The sequence below is a fragment of the Pseudalkalibacillus berkeleyi genome, assembly GCF_021608225.1.
Taxonomy (GTDB): domain Bacteria; phylum Bacillota; class Bacilli; order Bacillales; family Fictibacillaceae; genus Pseudalkalibacillus; species Pseudalkalibacillus berkeleyi.
In genome coordinates this window covers 316,559-331,910 of record NZ_JAKIJS010000001.1, presented here as the reverse complement: position 1 = coordinate 331,910, position 15,352 = coordinate 316,559, and the positions used below count along the sequence as shown (strand labels likewise).

At 40.8% G+C, this 15,352-nt stretch carries 11 protein-coding genes; 1 reads left to right on the top strand and 10 read right to left on the bottom strand.

Annotated elements, in window-relative coordinates:
- Window positions 1-309: 309 nt before the first annotated feature.
- The 4 genes from L2716_RS01765 to L2716_RS01750 form a co-directional block, all read right to left on the bottom strand.
- Window positions 310-1,995 carry a glycerol-3-phosphate dehydrogenase/oxidase gene (locus tag L2716_RS01765; protein ID WP_329610124.1) on the bottom strand — a complete coding sequence of 562 codons (1,686 nt, stop codon included), beginning with the start codon at window positions 1,993-1,995 and terminating at the stop codon, window positions 310-312.
- Window positions 1,996-2,249: 254 nt separating this feature from the next.
- Window positions 2,250-3,740, bottom strand: a complete 1,491-nt coding sequence (gene glpK, locus L2716_RS01760) for a glycerol kinase GlpK (RefSeq protein WP_236331142.1) — start codon at window positions 3,738-3,740, stop codon at window positions 2,250-2,252.
- 32 nt (window positions 3,741-3,772) lie between these two features.
- Entirely contained in the window at window positions 3,773-4,615 is an 843-nt protein-coding gene (locus L2716_RS01755; protein WP_236331139.1) for an MIP/aquaporin family protein, read from the bottom strand.
- Window positions 4,616-4,837: 222 nt separating this feature from the next.
- Entirely contained in the window at window positions 4,838-5,398 is a 561-nt protein-coding gene (locus tag L2716_RS01750; protein ID WP_268963921.1) for a glycerol-3-phosphate responsive antiterminator, read from the bottom strand.
- A 246-nt stretch (window positions 5,399-5,644) separates the two neighbouring features.
- On the opposite strand from L2716_RS01750, the gene L2716_RS01745 reads away from it, so the two are divergent.
- A complete protein-coding gene (locus tag L2716_RS01745; RefSeq protein WP_236331136.1) occupies window positions 5,645-5,875 on the top strand; it encodes a hypothetical protein in 231 nt (76 codons plus the stop codon).
- 26 nt (window positions 5,876-5,901) lie between these two features.
- On the opposite strand, the gene L2716_RS01740 is transcribed toward L2716_RS01745, so the two are convergent.
- The 6 genes from L2716_RS01740 to L2716_RS01715 form a co-directional block, all read right to left on the bottom strand.
- A complete protein-coding gene (locus tag L2716_RS01740) occupies window positions 5,902-7,470 on the bottom strand; it encodes an AbgT family transporter (protein WP_236331133.1) in 1,569 nt (522 codons plus the stop codon).
- A gap of 408 nt (window positions 7,471-7,878) precedes the next feature.
- Window positions 7,879-8,439: a DUF2179 domain-containing protein gene (locus tag L2716_RS01735; protein ID WP_236331130.1), complete on the bottom strand. Its 561-nt coding sequence runs from the start codon at window positions 8,437-8,439 to the stop codon at window positions 7,879-7,881.
- A gap of 353 nt (window positions 8,440-8,792) precedes the next feature.
- Window positions 8,793-9,998, bottom strand: coding sequence for a type III PLP-dependent enzyme (locus L2716_RS01730; protein WP_236331127.1), 1,206 nt, complete (start codon window positions 9,996-9,998; stop codon window positions 8,793-8,795).
- 15 nt (window positions 9,999-10,013) lie between these two features.
- Window positions 10,014-11,234, bottom strand: coding sequence for an MFS transporter (locus L2716_RS01725; RefSeq protein WP_236331124.1), 1,221 nt, complete (start codon window positions 11,232-11,234; stop codon window positions 10,014-10,016).
- Window positions 11,227-13,245 carry an IucA/IucC family protein gene (locus L2716_RS01720; RefSeq protein ID WP_236331121.1) on the bottom strand — a complete coding sequence of 673 codons (2,019 nt, stop codon included), beginning with the start codon at window positions 13,243-13,245 and terminating at the stop codon, window positions 11,227-11,229. Before L2716_RS01720 ends, L2716_RS01725 begins: the two co-directional genes overlap by 8 nt.
- Window positions 13,242-15,209: an IucA/IucC family protein gene (locus L2716_RS01715; RefSeq protein WP_236331118.1), complete on the bottom strand. Its 1,968-nt coding sequence runs from the start codon at window positions 15,207-15,209 to the stop codon at window positions 13,242-13,244. Before L2716_RS01715 ends, L2716_RS01720 begins: the two co-directional genes overlap by 4 nt.
- Window positions 15,210-15,352 lie beyond the last annotated feature (143 nt).

Below are 15,352 nucleotides of genomic sequence, written 5' to 3'. Positions count from 1 at the left end.
ATGAAAATTGGGTGCTTGATCGATAAAATTGGAGTTTTGCACGATAAAATTGGAGTTTTGCACGATAAAATCGGAGTTTTGCACGATAAATCCTGAGTTTTGCACGATAAAATCGGAGTTTTGATCGATAAGCTGAAATTCCACTCAAAAAATATCTCATTTAATAAAGTAAAAACCGGGGAAATCCCCGGTTTCCGCCTTAAAAAAAGGAAATGTACAATAAAATCGGAGTTTTGCACGAAAATATCTGCAAAGCCACATCACATAAATGAAAAGGCTATCCTTAGGGATAGCCTTTCTCCGATTTATTTAGATTGCTTTTTCAGTTTTGCTTTGATCCAGTGGTGTTACTGCGTCATGAATGTATTGATCGAGCTCTGCCATGTAACGCATTTTCTCTTCTTCTGTCCAACCAAATTGTGTAGCCATGTAATCCACAACTGGTTTTTTCCATTCTCTTACCCAGTTAATATCGAAGAATAATGCACCTGTTCGTCTAATGAAGAAATCAACAGGCTTACTGACCATTTCCTCTTCAATACCATACTCGATCATCGCGTAAACTTCTTTAGATAATCCGAGGTCTTCAGCATCCCCGTAACGCTTCACCAATTCATAAATGCGATCGATATTAGAGCCATACCGTTGTACAAGAAGTCGAGCAATGTCTGTATCGAGACCTATCGCAACACCTTTTTGCACCTTCTCTTTTTTAAATTCAGGGAACTTGGCTGAGCCGCCTACTTCTCCACCTGAAATACGCATCTCTTTCGTCTGACAATCTGGGTATGATGCGTCAAATCCAGATTCCTTCAACTGATCTCTCACTAAGTCCACAATGCTTTCAGCCATCTTCCGGTATCCAGTCAGCTTTCCGCCTGCGATCGTGATTAAACCAGAATTTGAGATGAAGATTTCATCTTTTCGTGAAATCTCAGAAGGGTCCTTCCCTTCTTCATGAATAAGTGGTCGAAGTCCAGCCCAGCTAGATTCAACATCGTCCGCTGTAACATTCACATCCGGGAACATGTAATGGATTGCATCGATAATATAGTCACGGTCTTCAATCGTCATTCGAGGATGTGCGATGTCTGCATCGTACGTCGTATCGGTTGTACCGACATACGTCTTGCCGTCACGCGGTATCGCAAAGACCATACGCCCGTCTTTTGTGTCAAAGTACACTGCTTGATCTAGCGGCATGCTACTTTGGTCAAAGACGAGGTGAACACCTTTAGTTAAGTGTAACGTTTTCCCTTTTTTAGATTTATCTTGTTCACGGAGCTTATCAACCCATGGGCCAGCAGCATTGACGATTTTTTTCGCACGAACGTTGTAAGTTTCACCGTTTATAACATCACGGATCACAGCACCAACCGCTTTGCCGTCTTCATAGATAAAGTCTTCCACTTTTGCGTAGTTAGCTGCATTTACACCATGTTCAATTGCTTTCTTCATTACTTCTATTGTTAACCTGGCATCATCTGTACGGTACTCGACATAATACCCGCCACCTTTAATGCCGTCTTTTTTCAATGTTGGTACTCGATTCAATGTTTCATCCACACTGAGCATTTTACGGCGCTCTTTCCGCTTGACCCCTGCTAGGAAGTCGTATACACGCAATCCAATTGATGTACTGAATTTACCGAATGTACCATTTTCATAAATCGGTAAAACCATCCATTCAGGTGTTGTTACGTGTGGTCCGTTTTCATATACGATTGCACGTTCTTTCCCAACTTCTGCAACCATCTTCACTTCAAATTGTTTCAAATAACGAAGGCCACCATGGACAAGCTTAGTGGAACGACTAGATGTACCTGCTGCAAAATCCTGCATTTCCACAAGTCCTGTTTTCATGCCTCGTGAAGCAGCATCGAGTGAAATACCTGCTCCAGTAATGCCTCCACCAATGACTAATACGTCGTATTCTTCCTCTTGCATTTGTTGTAGTTTATTTACACGTTCTTTTCCTGAAAATGAGCCGTTCATCATTACTCTCCTCCTATATAGATTACATACCCGAAAACCTCGTCTGCTTATACTTTATTCTTTCCCAAAGCAACGGTGTAAATGAATCCTTTTTAACAAGTACGAGATTTAGTACGCTCTATTCATTTTTTTACAATTAACCATAAAAAAGAGACCACAACTGATACCTATAAGCGAATTGCTTATAAGCCGTTGCGGTCTCTCCATTTCTCCAACCAGTTATTAACTTGATTTCATCATATCATAATTGTTTTTTATTTAAAAGCCATAGCTGCGTTAACCGCTTTTTTCCATCCTGCGTAAAGTGACTCGCGATCCTTTTCACTCATTTCAACCGTGAAAGTATGATCAACTTTCCATTGTTTCGCGATTTCTTCACGACCTGACCAGAATCCGACAGCTAGTCCTGCAAGGTATGCAGCACCGAGTGCAGTCGTTTCATTCACAACTGGTCGTTCAACCGGAACACCTAGCACGTCACTTTGGAATTGTGTAAGGAAATCGTTCTTAACAGCTCCGCCATCTACGCGTAGTGTTTTCAACGAAATGCCAGAATCAGCTTCCATTGCAGTCAAAACATCCTTCGTTTGATAAGCAAGAGATTCAAGGGTCGCTCGGACAAAATGTTCTTTCGATGTTCCACGTGTCAGCCCAAACACAGCACCTCTCACATCACTATCCCAATATGGTGTACCTAGACCAACAAACGCAGGGACGACGTAAACCCCATCAGTAGATTCCACTCGTTTCGCATATTTCTCTGTTTCAGCGGCGTCATTGAACATACGAAGCCCATCACGTAACCATTGAATAGCTGAGCCTGCTACAAAAATACTTCCTTCTAAAGCATATTCAACTTTGCCATCGATTCCCCATGCTATCGTTGTAAGTAATCCATGGTCAGATGAAACAGCTTTATCTCCAGTATTCATCAGCATGAAGCATCCCGTACCATACGTATTTTTGGCCATTCCTTTATCGTAACAAGCTTGTCCGAATAGGGCTGCCTGTTGATCACCAGCCGCTCCAGCAATTGGAATAGAGTGACCAAAGAAATGATGTGCGACCGTTTGACCATAAATTTCAGATGACGGTCTTACTTCTGGAAGCATGGATTCTGGAACACCTAAGATGTCTAGTAATTCTTCATCCCACTTTAACTCATGAATGTTGTACATTAATGTACGAGATGCGTTGGAATAGTCCGTTACGTGTGCTTTTCCACCCGAAAGCTTCCAAATTAACCACGTATCAATTGTTCCAAACATCAGGTCTCCCGCTTCTGCTTTTTCGCGAGCACCCTCTACATTGTCTAAGATCCACTTCACCTTAGTTCCAGAGAAGTATGCATCTACTAATAGACCTGTCTTCTCTCGGAACGTATCACTATGGCCTTGCGCTTTCAACTCATCACAAATTTCAGCCGTTTGGCGAGATTGCCAAACAATTGCGTTGTAAATTGGTTTTTCAGTGTTCTTGTCCCATACAACCGTCGTTTCTCTTTGGTTTGTAATTCCGATGCCCGCAATTTGCTCAGGCTTTGTATCTGAATGTGACAAAACTTGTGCGATAACTGCTAGAATTGAGCCCCAAATTTCACTCGCGTTATGTTCAACCCAACCAGCCTTAGGGAAGTGTTGTGTAAATTCCTTTTGTGCAGTTTCTACGATTTCTCCCTCTTTGTTAAAGAGGATTGCTCTTGAACTCGTCGTACCTTGGTCTAGTGATAAGATATATTTTTCCAATGAATCCACTCTCCCTTTCTCATTTCATTTCATTATTGGTTTGTTAATCCTAACTCTGAAACTTTTTCTTTTACATTTTCTGGTGCGTCCTTTTCACTTGTTGCATATGCAATTGCGAGTACGCCAAGCACGAGTGCCCCAACGATCCAAAATGCAATTGAATCTGTTCCTGTAAAGAACTTCTTGTAAAATAGAGCGCCGAACACGCCTCCAAGAATAGGTCCGACTACTGGAATCCATGAGTATGCCCAATCAGATGATTTCTTTCCTGGAATCGGTAATACGAAGTGTGCAATTCTTGGTCCTAAGTCACGGGCAGGGTTAATCGCATACCCGGTTGTCCCACCTAACGACATACCAATTGCAATAATTAAGAATCCGACAATTAATGGATTAAGACCTTCAGTGAATTCGTTAGCCCCAATTGCAAGTAAGCCCATAAGTAATACGAATGTACCGATGACTTCACTTAACAAGTTTGAAAATGTATGACGGATCGCAGGATCTGTTGAGAAAACAGCCAGTTTCAAGTTTGGATCCTCAGTTGCTCTCCAGTGCGGTAAATAGTGAAAGTACACGATTACTGCACCGATGAAGGCTCCAATCATTTGAGCTGTTATATACATTGGGACATCAGCCCAAGGAAACTCTCCGATAGATGCTAAACCTAAGGTTACAGCCGGATTGATGTGCGCCCCACTGACGCCGCCAACTGCATAAACAGCAATTGCAACAGCAAGCCCCCATCCCATTGTAATAACGATCCAACCTGAATCCTGTGCTTTTGTTTTATTTAGTACGACGCCTCCAACGACGCCTCCTCCTAAAATGATCAAAATCATTGTTCCAATAATTTCTGCCATAAAAGCTGACATGATAATTCCTCCTTCTCAATTTAACAATTGTGTAAACCCTTTCATATTTGACAGAGAAAAAGACTGTTTATAAAAGTTTTGAAATCCAGTATAAGTACAAAAAAATCCACACGTATTGCCTCATTTCTGAATGAGGAATAAGTGTGGATCTCCGTTTCTCCGTCACATGTTATTAACTTGATTACCAAGTTACATGATTAGGAAAGCGTTGTCAAGAATTGTTTACAAATCCTTAACATAATATTTCCACAACTCACCCCTCGACGTTGTAACTGCACTCGCACCAGCTCCAAGTGCTTGTTCAACATCATCCACTGTTCGAATTAACCCACCAGCGAATATAGGGATTTTCGTTTGTTCATGTACTTCACGGATAATGTTCGGCATTAAGCCGGGTAATACTTCAATATAATCTGGTTGCGTCTTCTTTAGCAGAGAATAACTTTTATTTAGCGCACTAGAATCAAGTAGGAATAGCCTTTGAATAGCTAGTACACCTTTCTTCTTCGCGGTCAATATGACATTTGTCCGTGTTGAGATTAACCCGTCCGCCTTTATATCCTGGCATAAGAACTCAGCTGCATAATCGTCATTGCTTAGTCCGTGAATGAGGTCGACATGAATCAGCATTTTCTTATTATGCCGTTTCCCCATTTGTACGATACTCTTTAATTGGCTAATATGGCTATCGAGAATGACAAGATATTCATAAGAACTTTCCAAGAGCTTTTCAAAGTCCTTCATGTTACGGACAGCAGGCAAGATTTTCTGTTGAATCGACAACTTCAATCAGTCCTTTATAGTCATTTAAGACTATACTTTTGCACAATGTTGCTTTCTATGCAAGATGAATAACCTCTTTTTTAATTTCCACCATGGCCCCATTTAAAACCACTTTCGACAAAAATAGCCCCAATATACCATTCGTTTTATCACCCTAGGTTTCAGTCGGTTAGTTAATGGGAACTAGTTAAATTAGCCCTCCCTTCCCTGTTTACCCACGTCTTGTGATAGAGAGGATGAGGAACCGTGAACGACTTTGTCAATGAGCAGAAATGCTACTACTCCACGATTCTTCATCACTGTCAAATAGCTATTTTGCTCGAATATGAGAATCATCAAAAGTTCCCTAATGTTAAGCGTATTTGTGCTTTGACAGGTTACACAGAAGAGAAGATCTTAGAATCTCTTGAATTCGGTCAGTCCGACAGTCAACTTCACAGGTTCCGTCATACGAAACGAATAATCCGTTATCAATAGCATCATAAAGGGGAGGGCTACCTCTTCTAAGAAGATTTCAGATGAATATATTCCCCTGGACCAAGCGGCAATCCAAGCCAATACCAAACTGCAAATAAAATCGTCCAAAAAATAGCAAACCCAATCGAGTAAGGCAACAAAACGGAAATCAACGTTCCAACACCCATTTTCGGATCATATTTCTTTGCAAAGGTGAGTAGAATTGCAAAATAAGCAAGCATTGGCGTCACTGCATTTGTAATCGAATCCCCGATACGATAAGCCATTTGTGTGAATGCGGGGCTATAGTCCATAAACATGAACATCGGGACAAATACAGGTCCTAATAACGCCCATTTAGCTGAAGAACTCGCAATCAACAAATTAACGAGTGCACAAAACAATATAAATGCGAGTAATAATGGTAACCCTGTCATACCAGACTCTTTTAAGAAGCCTGCCCCTTTAATCGCAATGATTGTGCCAAGGTTGCTCCAGTTGAAATAAGTAATCATTTGTGCAGCAATAAACGCTAGAACAATATAATACCCCATACCAGACATTGCTTTGGACAGGTGGTCAGCTACATCTTTATCAGACTTTATGACCTTCGCTCCGATTCCATAAAGGAGCGCAGGTATGAAAAAGAAGAAGAGCATAATCGGTACGATCCCATTCATGAAAGGTGAATCTTCAATGAGTGAATTGGACTCTGCATTCCGCAGTAACGCACCCTCTGGAATCGTGAGAAAGCATAAGAGTAAGAGGTAAAAGAAGACACCAACCCCAGCCCATACTAATCCTCTCCGCTCACTTTGACTCAATTTAGAATCAGTTTCGACCTTTGCATTTAACGTATAGGCTCCGAGTCTTGGTTCGACAATTTTTGAACAGACGAATACAGCTACAGGCACTAACACGAAGGTAGAAGCAACGAGGAAATAGTAATTCATCGCTGGATTCGCCTTGTACCCTTTGTCGACAATTTGAGCGCTAGATTCTGTAAAACCAGCTAGCAACACATCGAGCATACTTAGTATCAAATTTGCGCTGAAACCACCCGCGACAGAAGCATAGCCAAGTGCTAGCCCGGCGATTGGATGACGGCCCATCGTTACAAAAACGAAGGCAGCTATAGGTGGCAGGACAATTAAAGCTGCGTCAGCTGCAGCGTTTCCGAACATACCTATGATGACAATGATCGGCAGGATCAATGCCTTCGGTGATGCTAAAACAACCTTTCGCATAAACGCTGAAACAAGTCCTGTTGATTCAGCTAAACCGACACCAAGCATAACAACGAGCACGAGACCAAGTGGTGGAAATGCCATGAAGTTGTTGACCATTTCTGTTAGAATTTTCACGATTCCTTTGTCGTCTAGCAGATTGACGGCATTAACGGTTTCTTTCGTGGCTGGATTAACCGCACTCCAGTTCAACCTCCCTGCAACAAATGAAGCCAGTAGTATGATCGCTGTAAAAATAGCAAATAACGTGAGAACATCAGGCAGTTTGTTTCCGTTTCTTTCAATCCAATCGAGAAACTTGTTAAACATGCCTCTTCGTTTTCCAGTTTGAAACTGATTATCATCGGTTTTTTGCTGTGGAACACCCATGTAAATTCCTCCCCTATTGAAATATCTGAATTTTTCGTCTTATTGTACAGACCTATTCGTTAGTAAACAAACGCTTGTGAGTGTGAGGAGAAAAATCGACTTATAAGGCTTTTCAGCTAGTTGGCATGCGCGTAAGCGTTACCCATTCATGTGAAGTGATTCCATGTTCCTAAAGTTGTGGAAAAGCTGGGATCAAAAGTTGAAGAACAAGCTAAAAACGTGTAGATAAATCCTTATATGGATCTAGTGGTCCAGTCCGGAAACCATTTCCCTTGATCACGAATCCACAAAAAATAGCAGACCAAAAATTTTGTCTTTTGGCCTGCTAAGCTTCTTGTTTATTAATAATAAAAAGGGGTCTATTTTAGTTGCAGATATCACGAACCCGTAAAGTGTATTAAGAGTGGGTTAACTTGCTTTTGATTTTTGTTTCATTCTTTTCTTGAAAAGTTTAGACCGTCTTTTCATAGAATTTGTCAAGTAACCACCTTTAAAGGAACGAATCTCATATGACGTTAGAAATGCTTTAGGTGCAATATCGTTAATAATTTCAAGTACCTCTTCTTCTCTAGAACGCTTCGAAACTACATCTAATCTGTAACGAGTTGTATCAATTCCTTCCCCCTCAAATACAGTAACACCAAAGCCTGCAGTTCTAAGTGCAGTAACCAATTCCTCGCATTTATCAAGCAAGTTTACGTTATATGTGATATAGCCAATCGCAAGTTTCTTTTCTAATGCTCCACCTAGTAAAAGTCCTACACTAAAGCCTATAATGTAAGCAATAATATTGTAGATATTAGACAAATCCGCAAATACAATGCCTAAGCTAATAATGTATATACCCGCCTCTAACAACCCTATACTAGCTGCGGATACCGTCCTACCTTTAACCAAGAAGATCGTTCGAAGAGTTAATACAGGAACAAAAATAATTTGTAGGATAAAAATCAGTAGCGCCGATAACATTACAATCTCTCTCTTCTATTTATGAAATAAGTTCATGTTTTAATGGGAAATCAGTTCATCTCAACAATGATTAAACTAACATAGATGTTATTCAAAACTCCACTATTTAAATTTTGTAGAAGCAGGTTACTGGTACAATACGCTCTATTCGATCCGTCAAAATCTGTTTTTAGCATTTTCGCGGTACGAATAACTCCTTCTGCAATTATTAGAGATTTTCACTTCCTTTCGGAATCGTTAATATAACATATAAAAACGCACTATGAATTTCATTCTGAATGAAATCTAGTGCGTTTTGCTTTGATATTTATTCTGATGTAAACCCGTAAAACCTCGCGGCTAGGTTCTGAACGCTATATAAAAACAATCTCTGGATGGGGATGGCTGAGGAAATCGTGGTGTGAGATCGTCCAACCATATGCGCCTGCATACTGAAAGATCACAATATCTCCCGCTCTAAGCCGATCAACATGCTCTTTTCGAACAAGCACATCATTCGGTGTGCATAATTCGCCTGCAATTGTTAGCTTTGCATCGATTACCTCTGGGCGGACAAATGGATAATGCCACTCCTCAACTGAAAATACGTTAAACGGATGGCTAATTTTCCATGCTGCAGGCATTCGTAAATGATGCGATCCGCCACGAATAACGGCAAAGTGTTCATCATGGTTTGTCTTTACATCAAGCACCTCGGATACGTAAGAGCCACAACCCGCAACCATGTAACGCCCTATCTCGAGGAAGAGCGTCAAATCTTGTTCCTGATACGTTTCATGATAGTCTGCTAATCCATCAGCAAGTATATTCCATTCAAAGGGCTCTTCAGGATTCCAGTAGTTGATGCCAATGCCGCCTCCGACGTTAACTATAGAAGCATCAAGCGCAAACTGCTTTTTCCAAGATAGCGATTTTTCAATACACATCCCAACGAATTTGACATGTGATTTTGCATCCAAGTTGTTCGACATCGCGTGAAAATGGAAACCTTTTATATCAATGTAATCGGATTGAAGTGCATGTGTAATCAACCCTGGAATGTCCCTTTCATCAACACCGAACTGTGTTGGTACCCCTGACATTCTTATATGACTATCGGATACATTCTTACTTAAATTGACTCGCAGCAAGACCGGGATGGTGACACTTAGCTGTTCTGCAATATGCATCATCCGGTTCAACTCATGGAAACTCTCTACGTTCAAATATTCCACATTCGTTTGCAGAGCGGTTCTAATTTCTCGATCTTTCTTTCCTGGTCCACCAAACAGCATCGGCTTATCAGATACCTCTCCAACGTTACTGATTTCTCCGTAAGAAGCGACTTCAAAACCATCGATCACCGGTTCCAACACCTCAAGCAATCGCCTGTCTGGATTTGCTTTTACAGCATAATACAACCTACATGATGCCGGCAGACTTTCTTTAATGCCTTTTGCATGGGTCTTTAACCTTTCAAGATCATACACGTAAGCGCATATTGGGTCTCCACTTTCACGATGCTGCAATTGTTCCTGAATATAAGCTTCAACTTTATTTTTCTTTTCTAACGTAAGCATCCAATTACCTCCAACTTAAGTGTGCCATAAATCCGGTCTCTTCCAAACGATGAGCAGGGTCGTAATAAAGCATCCGAACCCCATAAATAAGCCTGCAGCCAAGGCACCGAATTCAGCCGCAACAAAACCTATGATCAATGCCCCAAGTGGAATATATGCCCGGTCCATTAGCGCGATACTTAATACTCTTCCCCTTAATTGATCGGCAACCTGCATTTGTAGAGTGATTCTACTTGTCGTTCGATACAATTGACTCGTAAAACCAACGCTCAACATAAGGAGAATCGACAACAAATAATTCCCATTGAACATAATAAAGAATCCGAGAAACAGACCAAAGCCTAATGCTGAAAAGACAAGGATCTTCCCTTGATGACGTGGTGGTTTCATAGACAGGACAAGCGTTGCAATAATGGCACCTACAGATGAAACCGAAAGTAAAAGTCCAAATCCATCAGGCCCCATGTCCATCAGCTCTTCTACAAACAATGGCAGCATCGTCGTATATGGGAATCCAAAAATCATTGGCGCAACAGCAATCAACAAAATGGAGACGATGAGATGGTTTTCTTTAATGTATTGGAATGTTTCTTTTAGTTCCGTTTTTTGCGATGTGACTGAGCGTTCAATCACACACTTCTTCTTTTCCGTCACCTTCATTCCGTTTAACGCAAGTGTAACGACAATCGTTCCTAGCGCTATGAGAATAAACAAATCGGGTGCGTTCATATGGAGTAATAGCCAACCAGCAAGTGCAGGTCCGATCATTCGTGCAACATTAATGATCAACGTCTGAATCGATATTGCATTCGGTAGTTGCTCGCCGTTTACGAGATCTGCTAAAAAGGCGTTCCGAACTGGGACTTCTATAGTCATAAATAATGATCTGCCGAATACGACCGCATATAACCAAAGGATCGAAAAGTCTGCAAAGACGAAATATGCGAGAAGTAATGTACTAATAAAAATACCAGCATAACTGATGAGAAGGACCTTCTTGCGGTCATAACGATCGGCAAGAACACCTGCTTGTAATCCAAAAATAAAAATTGGCATGAGACGACAAGCATTCAAAACCCCCAGAGCTACTGGGGATTGAGTCCATTGATAGACGAGCCAGTTCAATAGTGTCAAGTCCATCCAATCTGTCGTACGTACAAAGAAACTCCCGAGCATGAATTGACGAAATGATTTCGACTTGAGTGCATGCGCCTGGTTGAATGCCGCTTTAATCATTTAGCTCTTCCGCTGCATAAAGCGGATTTTGAACCTCGCTGTAACAATACCCTTTTCCGTCAGACAATCTCATTTTGGTCAACGATTTATGCATCACAATCTGTTGGAAAAGAAATGCGCGATCTTCAGCGATCTGTTCATCAAGCCCACCATGCTCAGCCAAAGATTGCAACGTAGATTCACATACATTTTTCACACGTTTCCAGAACTCTTCTTCCTTAATTCCAGAGTAATGGACAAGCTGTCTGATAATCTCCCCTAGATGATTTTGGAATACCGTGTAATAAAGTTTATTATGCATTTCTGAACAATCTTCTGTCACCGAAACTGATCCAGGCGTAAACTTAAGGTCTATGCCTTGTTGCCTGAGCCTTTCCTTGTAAATCCGCGCTCCACCCCAGTCACGGAAAAAGAATCGAGTTAACCTACCGTCTTTGAAAACAGGGATGCTATTCTGTAGGTGACCTTCAAGTGCGATTCCGTATTTAACCATCAATGTCAGATAACCAGGAATGACAGTTGTAATGTAGTCTTCAAAAAACGGAAACGCAGCTCGGTTCCTTGTTAAGTTGTTCGTCTCAGCATATTGATTAACGAGCTCATCTAAAATAGTCCGTCCAGTCAACGGTGACTCAGCATATAAAGCTGGTCCTGCAATTGCGAGCTCACCTTCAACAAGCTTGTCCTCTACATTCTCTCGCATGAGCATCGTCAGGTTACGACTCTTCAATTCTTCTTCTGACTTAAATGCTGCACCAGCAATTTCGTTCAAAGGAATAAAATCATACAGCTGTGATTCTATGTCCATAATGGATGTGATCATGTCTGTAAATCTTGTTGAATTTAAAGCCGTTTGCGTTGAAATGGACCGGACCGTAGATGTCATTTGACTATTTACTGCAAGCTTGAGTGCAGGCGCATGCTGTTTCTTCGGATAAACGGTTCTAAATGAAGATGTCGCTTCTGCCTCCATCGTCACGTTCTTGATTAAAATGACTTGATCCGCTGCAATTTCCTTTGCATATATTGAAGGTAACGCTTGTTCGAATTGCCATTCATGTACTGGAAAGATTTCATAATCATCCGTCACGTAATCGCGTTGTTCTAACTCCTCTTTACATCGTGCTAACTCTTCTTCAAACCCTACTGTCAGCAATGGGTTGTCTGTTGTCGATTTTACATATTCTTTTTTTACAGCAACAAATCGGACATCAAAAGTTTGATGAAATTCTGGAGAGAATTTAAAGACATCTTTCTGTGTAAGACCGATCTTCGTTTTTGCACCTGGATGCAAATGGTGACCTTCTAATACGAGCTGTTCAAAAAATAAGCTCGGTGAGAAATCACGATTACTTTTCTTTTTGGCTAGCAAATAATCGAACGTTCCAGTCGTTGACAACTGGCTTGCCTCAGTTTGGATGTCTTCTTTCCAAACATCCATGTACATATAAGCAAGTGTCATATTTGCTGTGCCATTGTCCAGCTCTTGGATAAACGCATCTAAGTTCAACTGTTGTGTGTTTGTGAACAACATTTTTAACAAATGAGAGGCTAATGAAATTGTTGTGAGCCCATGCTCATTGATATGAATAATTTCATCCGTCGTCTCAATCCGTTGAAAGGCAAATTCATCTTTTATCGGAAATACAATCGTGCCATTTTCCACTTCCACTACTTTATAAGTGATATCTTCACGTATCGGATACCCTTGAATTTGATAAAAGAATTCATCTGAAAGGCTTTGTCCATGTGCCATATTTACAGCAAACACAGATCCGATTCTTTTCAAATCGATTGCATTCGAATTTAGGTTAAGAATATCTTCTCTCAAAATGGAAGATGCAAGTTTATGGAGAATCCCTTGTCGACCTTTTTCCAGGTTTCCAACGTATTGAACGACATAAGAAGGCTTCTGCTTCATTATGTAACGAATACAGTTCACTTCTTCATCAAGCATTGCGGCCTTATTCGATTGTTGCACAGTCGGTTTATTGATTAATTGAATGGTCATTTTGTGAACACCTCGTCTTTAGAAAATAAAGGATTTGCTACATCTACATAGGCATTTTCCGTAAACTTGTCTGTGAGTCTCATTTTCACTAGTGCTTTCAATCGAGATTGCTCAGAGAAGACGAGCTGTTGATCTTCGAAATTCTCTTTTGGTATAGAGGCATCCCGTAGTAATGCGATATAAACGTGGTCAATAACGTTTTTGACAGATGCCCACAGTCTTTCTTCACTCATTTCGAGTGCGCGAGATAATGCAACAATCATCTCACCAAGGTGGTTATGAATAATCGCATGGAAGAAGATTTCAATTAACGGTTCACGTTCAGTCGTGATCAAGTTCGTACTGTTATCGAGATCATCAAACGTCATAAACGCCTTTAACCTCTCTTCATGAATCCTAATTCCACCGTTATCCCTCACAATCATACGCTCCGGTAGTCCATTCCGGAATACACATACACTGTTCTGAAGATGAACCTCCATGCTAATGCCATACTTCGTAATGAGTGTCAGCACGCCTGGCAATAGAACATTTGCGTATTTTTCTATATAATCCACTGCCGCATCCTCTATCTTTAACGCGTTGTGACCTGCGTACGTTCGCACTAATTCTTCAAGAATGAGTTGCTGTGTAACCGGTGACTCCGCAATTAAAGCTGCTGCCGGAATCGCAATCTCACCTTCTTCGAGCGTTTTTTCTGGATTTTCTCGTAAAATGGAAGCCAAATTCTTTTGCAGAAAGTGGCGTTCTTCAGGACTCTCCGGATCCTCCGGTTCATAATGGATGCCTGCACTTTCACGCATGAAGCTTAAAGCATTCGAAAGGAACGAATCGTCATTTTGAATGGTACGCAACACCTCTGAGATTACGGGTCCGTTTTTTGTTGAAGCGGCAGATACAGTTCGTACAGCGCTCGTCATTTGAACATTTATAGCCGTCTTAATGTGATGATTCGTTAGGCTGTTAAGTGGAGCCAATGACCTGAATGAAATTAAAGCCCCCGTCTCAATGGATGTATCCTCAATTGGGATAATCACATTTGAGTTGAGCTCTTGCTTGTAAAATTTTCGAATCGTATGTTCAAGCTGCCACGGATGAACAGGAATCAGTTCAAACTGAGACGGTTCAAGCTGGTTGTTTTCAAGTGTTTCATAGAATGCGCGCTTTACCGTCGGATACTCATCAAAAATGATCTGAGTTGTTGAATGTGTGTCATGATGCGTCAGTCTGCAGTGATCTTTATGGACCGCAACAGGAACAACGCTCGGTTGTCCTTCCCATTCTGGGGCAAAACCTGTTACATCATTTGGTGACAAACCAAGTCTCGTTCTTGAACACGGATGGATTGTGTGCCCTTGGATAACCCATTGTTCAAAAAACGTAAGTGGACTATAGTTCTGATGGAGTTGTTGTTTTCTTTGAATATATTCAATCGTGTTGGAAGCTTCGATATTGGAAGCATCAACTTTAATGAACTTCTGTCTATGTTCCGCACTTGTCAATGCTAGCGCATAATTATAAGTGCTATTCGTAATTTCGTTGCAAAACTGTTCAATATTATCAAATGTTACAGCGATCCCGTTCACAATGAGTAAGGTTAAGAGTTGATCAGGATTGATAATTGTACTCTTCTCCCCTAGGCGGTCTGAGTAAAGGATTTCACCATCAATATCAATATGTTTCAACGTATATAGCTTTTTAATTGGAACAATGATTTGCTCTTCCTTATTCAACTTGATTGCGGCACTCATTTGACTGGAGGAATCTACATTTTCCCATTCAATGTCTACAATTTTCTCTCGTAAAATTGCTTGAATGAGCTGATGGAGAATGGTCTTTTCTGCATGTTTTAAATTTGCATGATAAGCATCTACTAAATAAGGAAAATCAGTTTGCAAATGTGCGAGAACTTCAGTTCCGTAATCTGCTAATTTAAGTGGGTCATCTTTAAGTATGGTTGTCAAAATCGTCCCCTCCTCTTTCGAATCATCGTTATATGTCAAGTTATTGAAAATGATTATCATTTAAGCAATACTAATATTAATTGATATTGATTCTCAATGTCAATTGAATTCTCGTAATCCGATTCATAAGATACAGATATCCC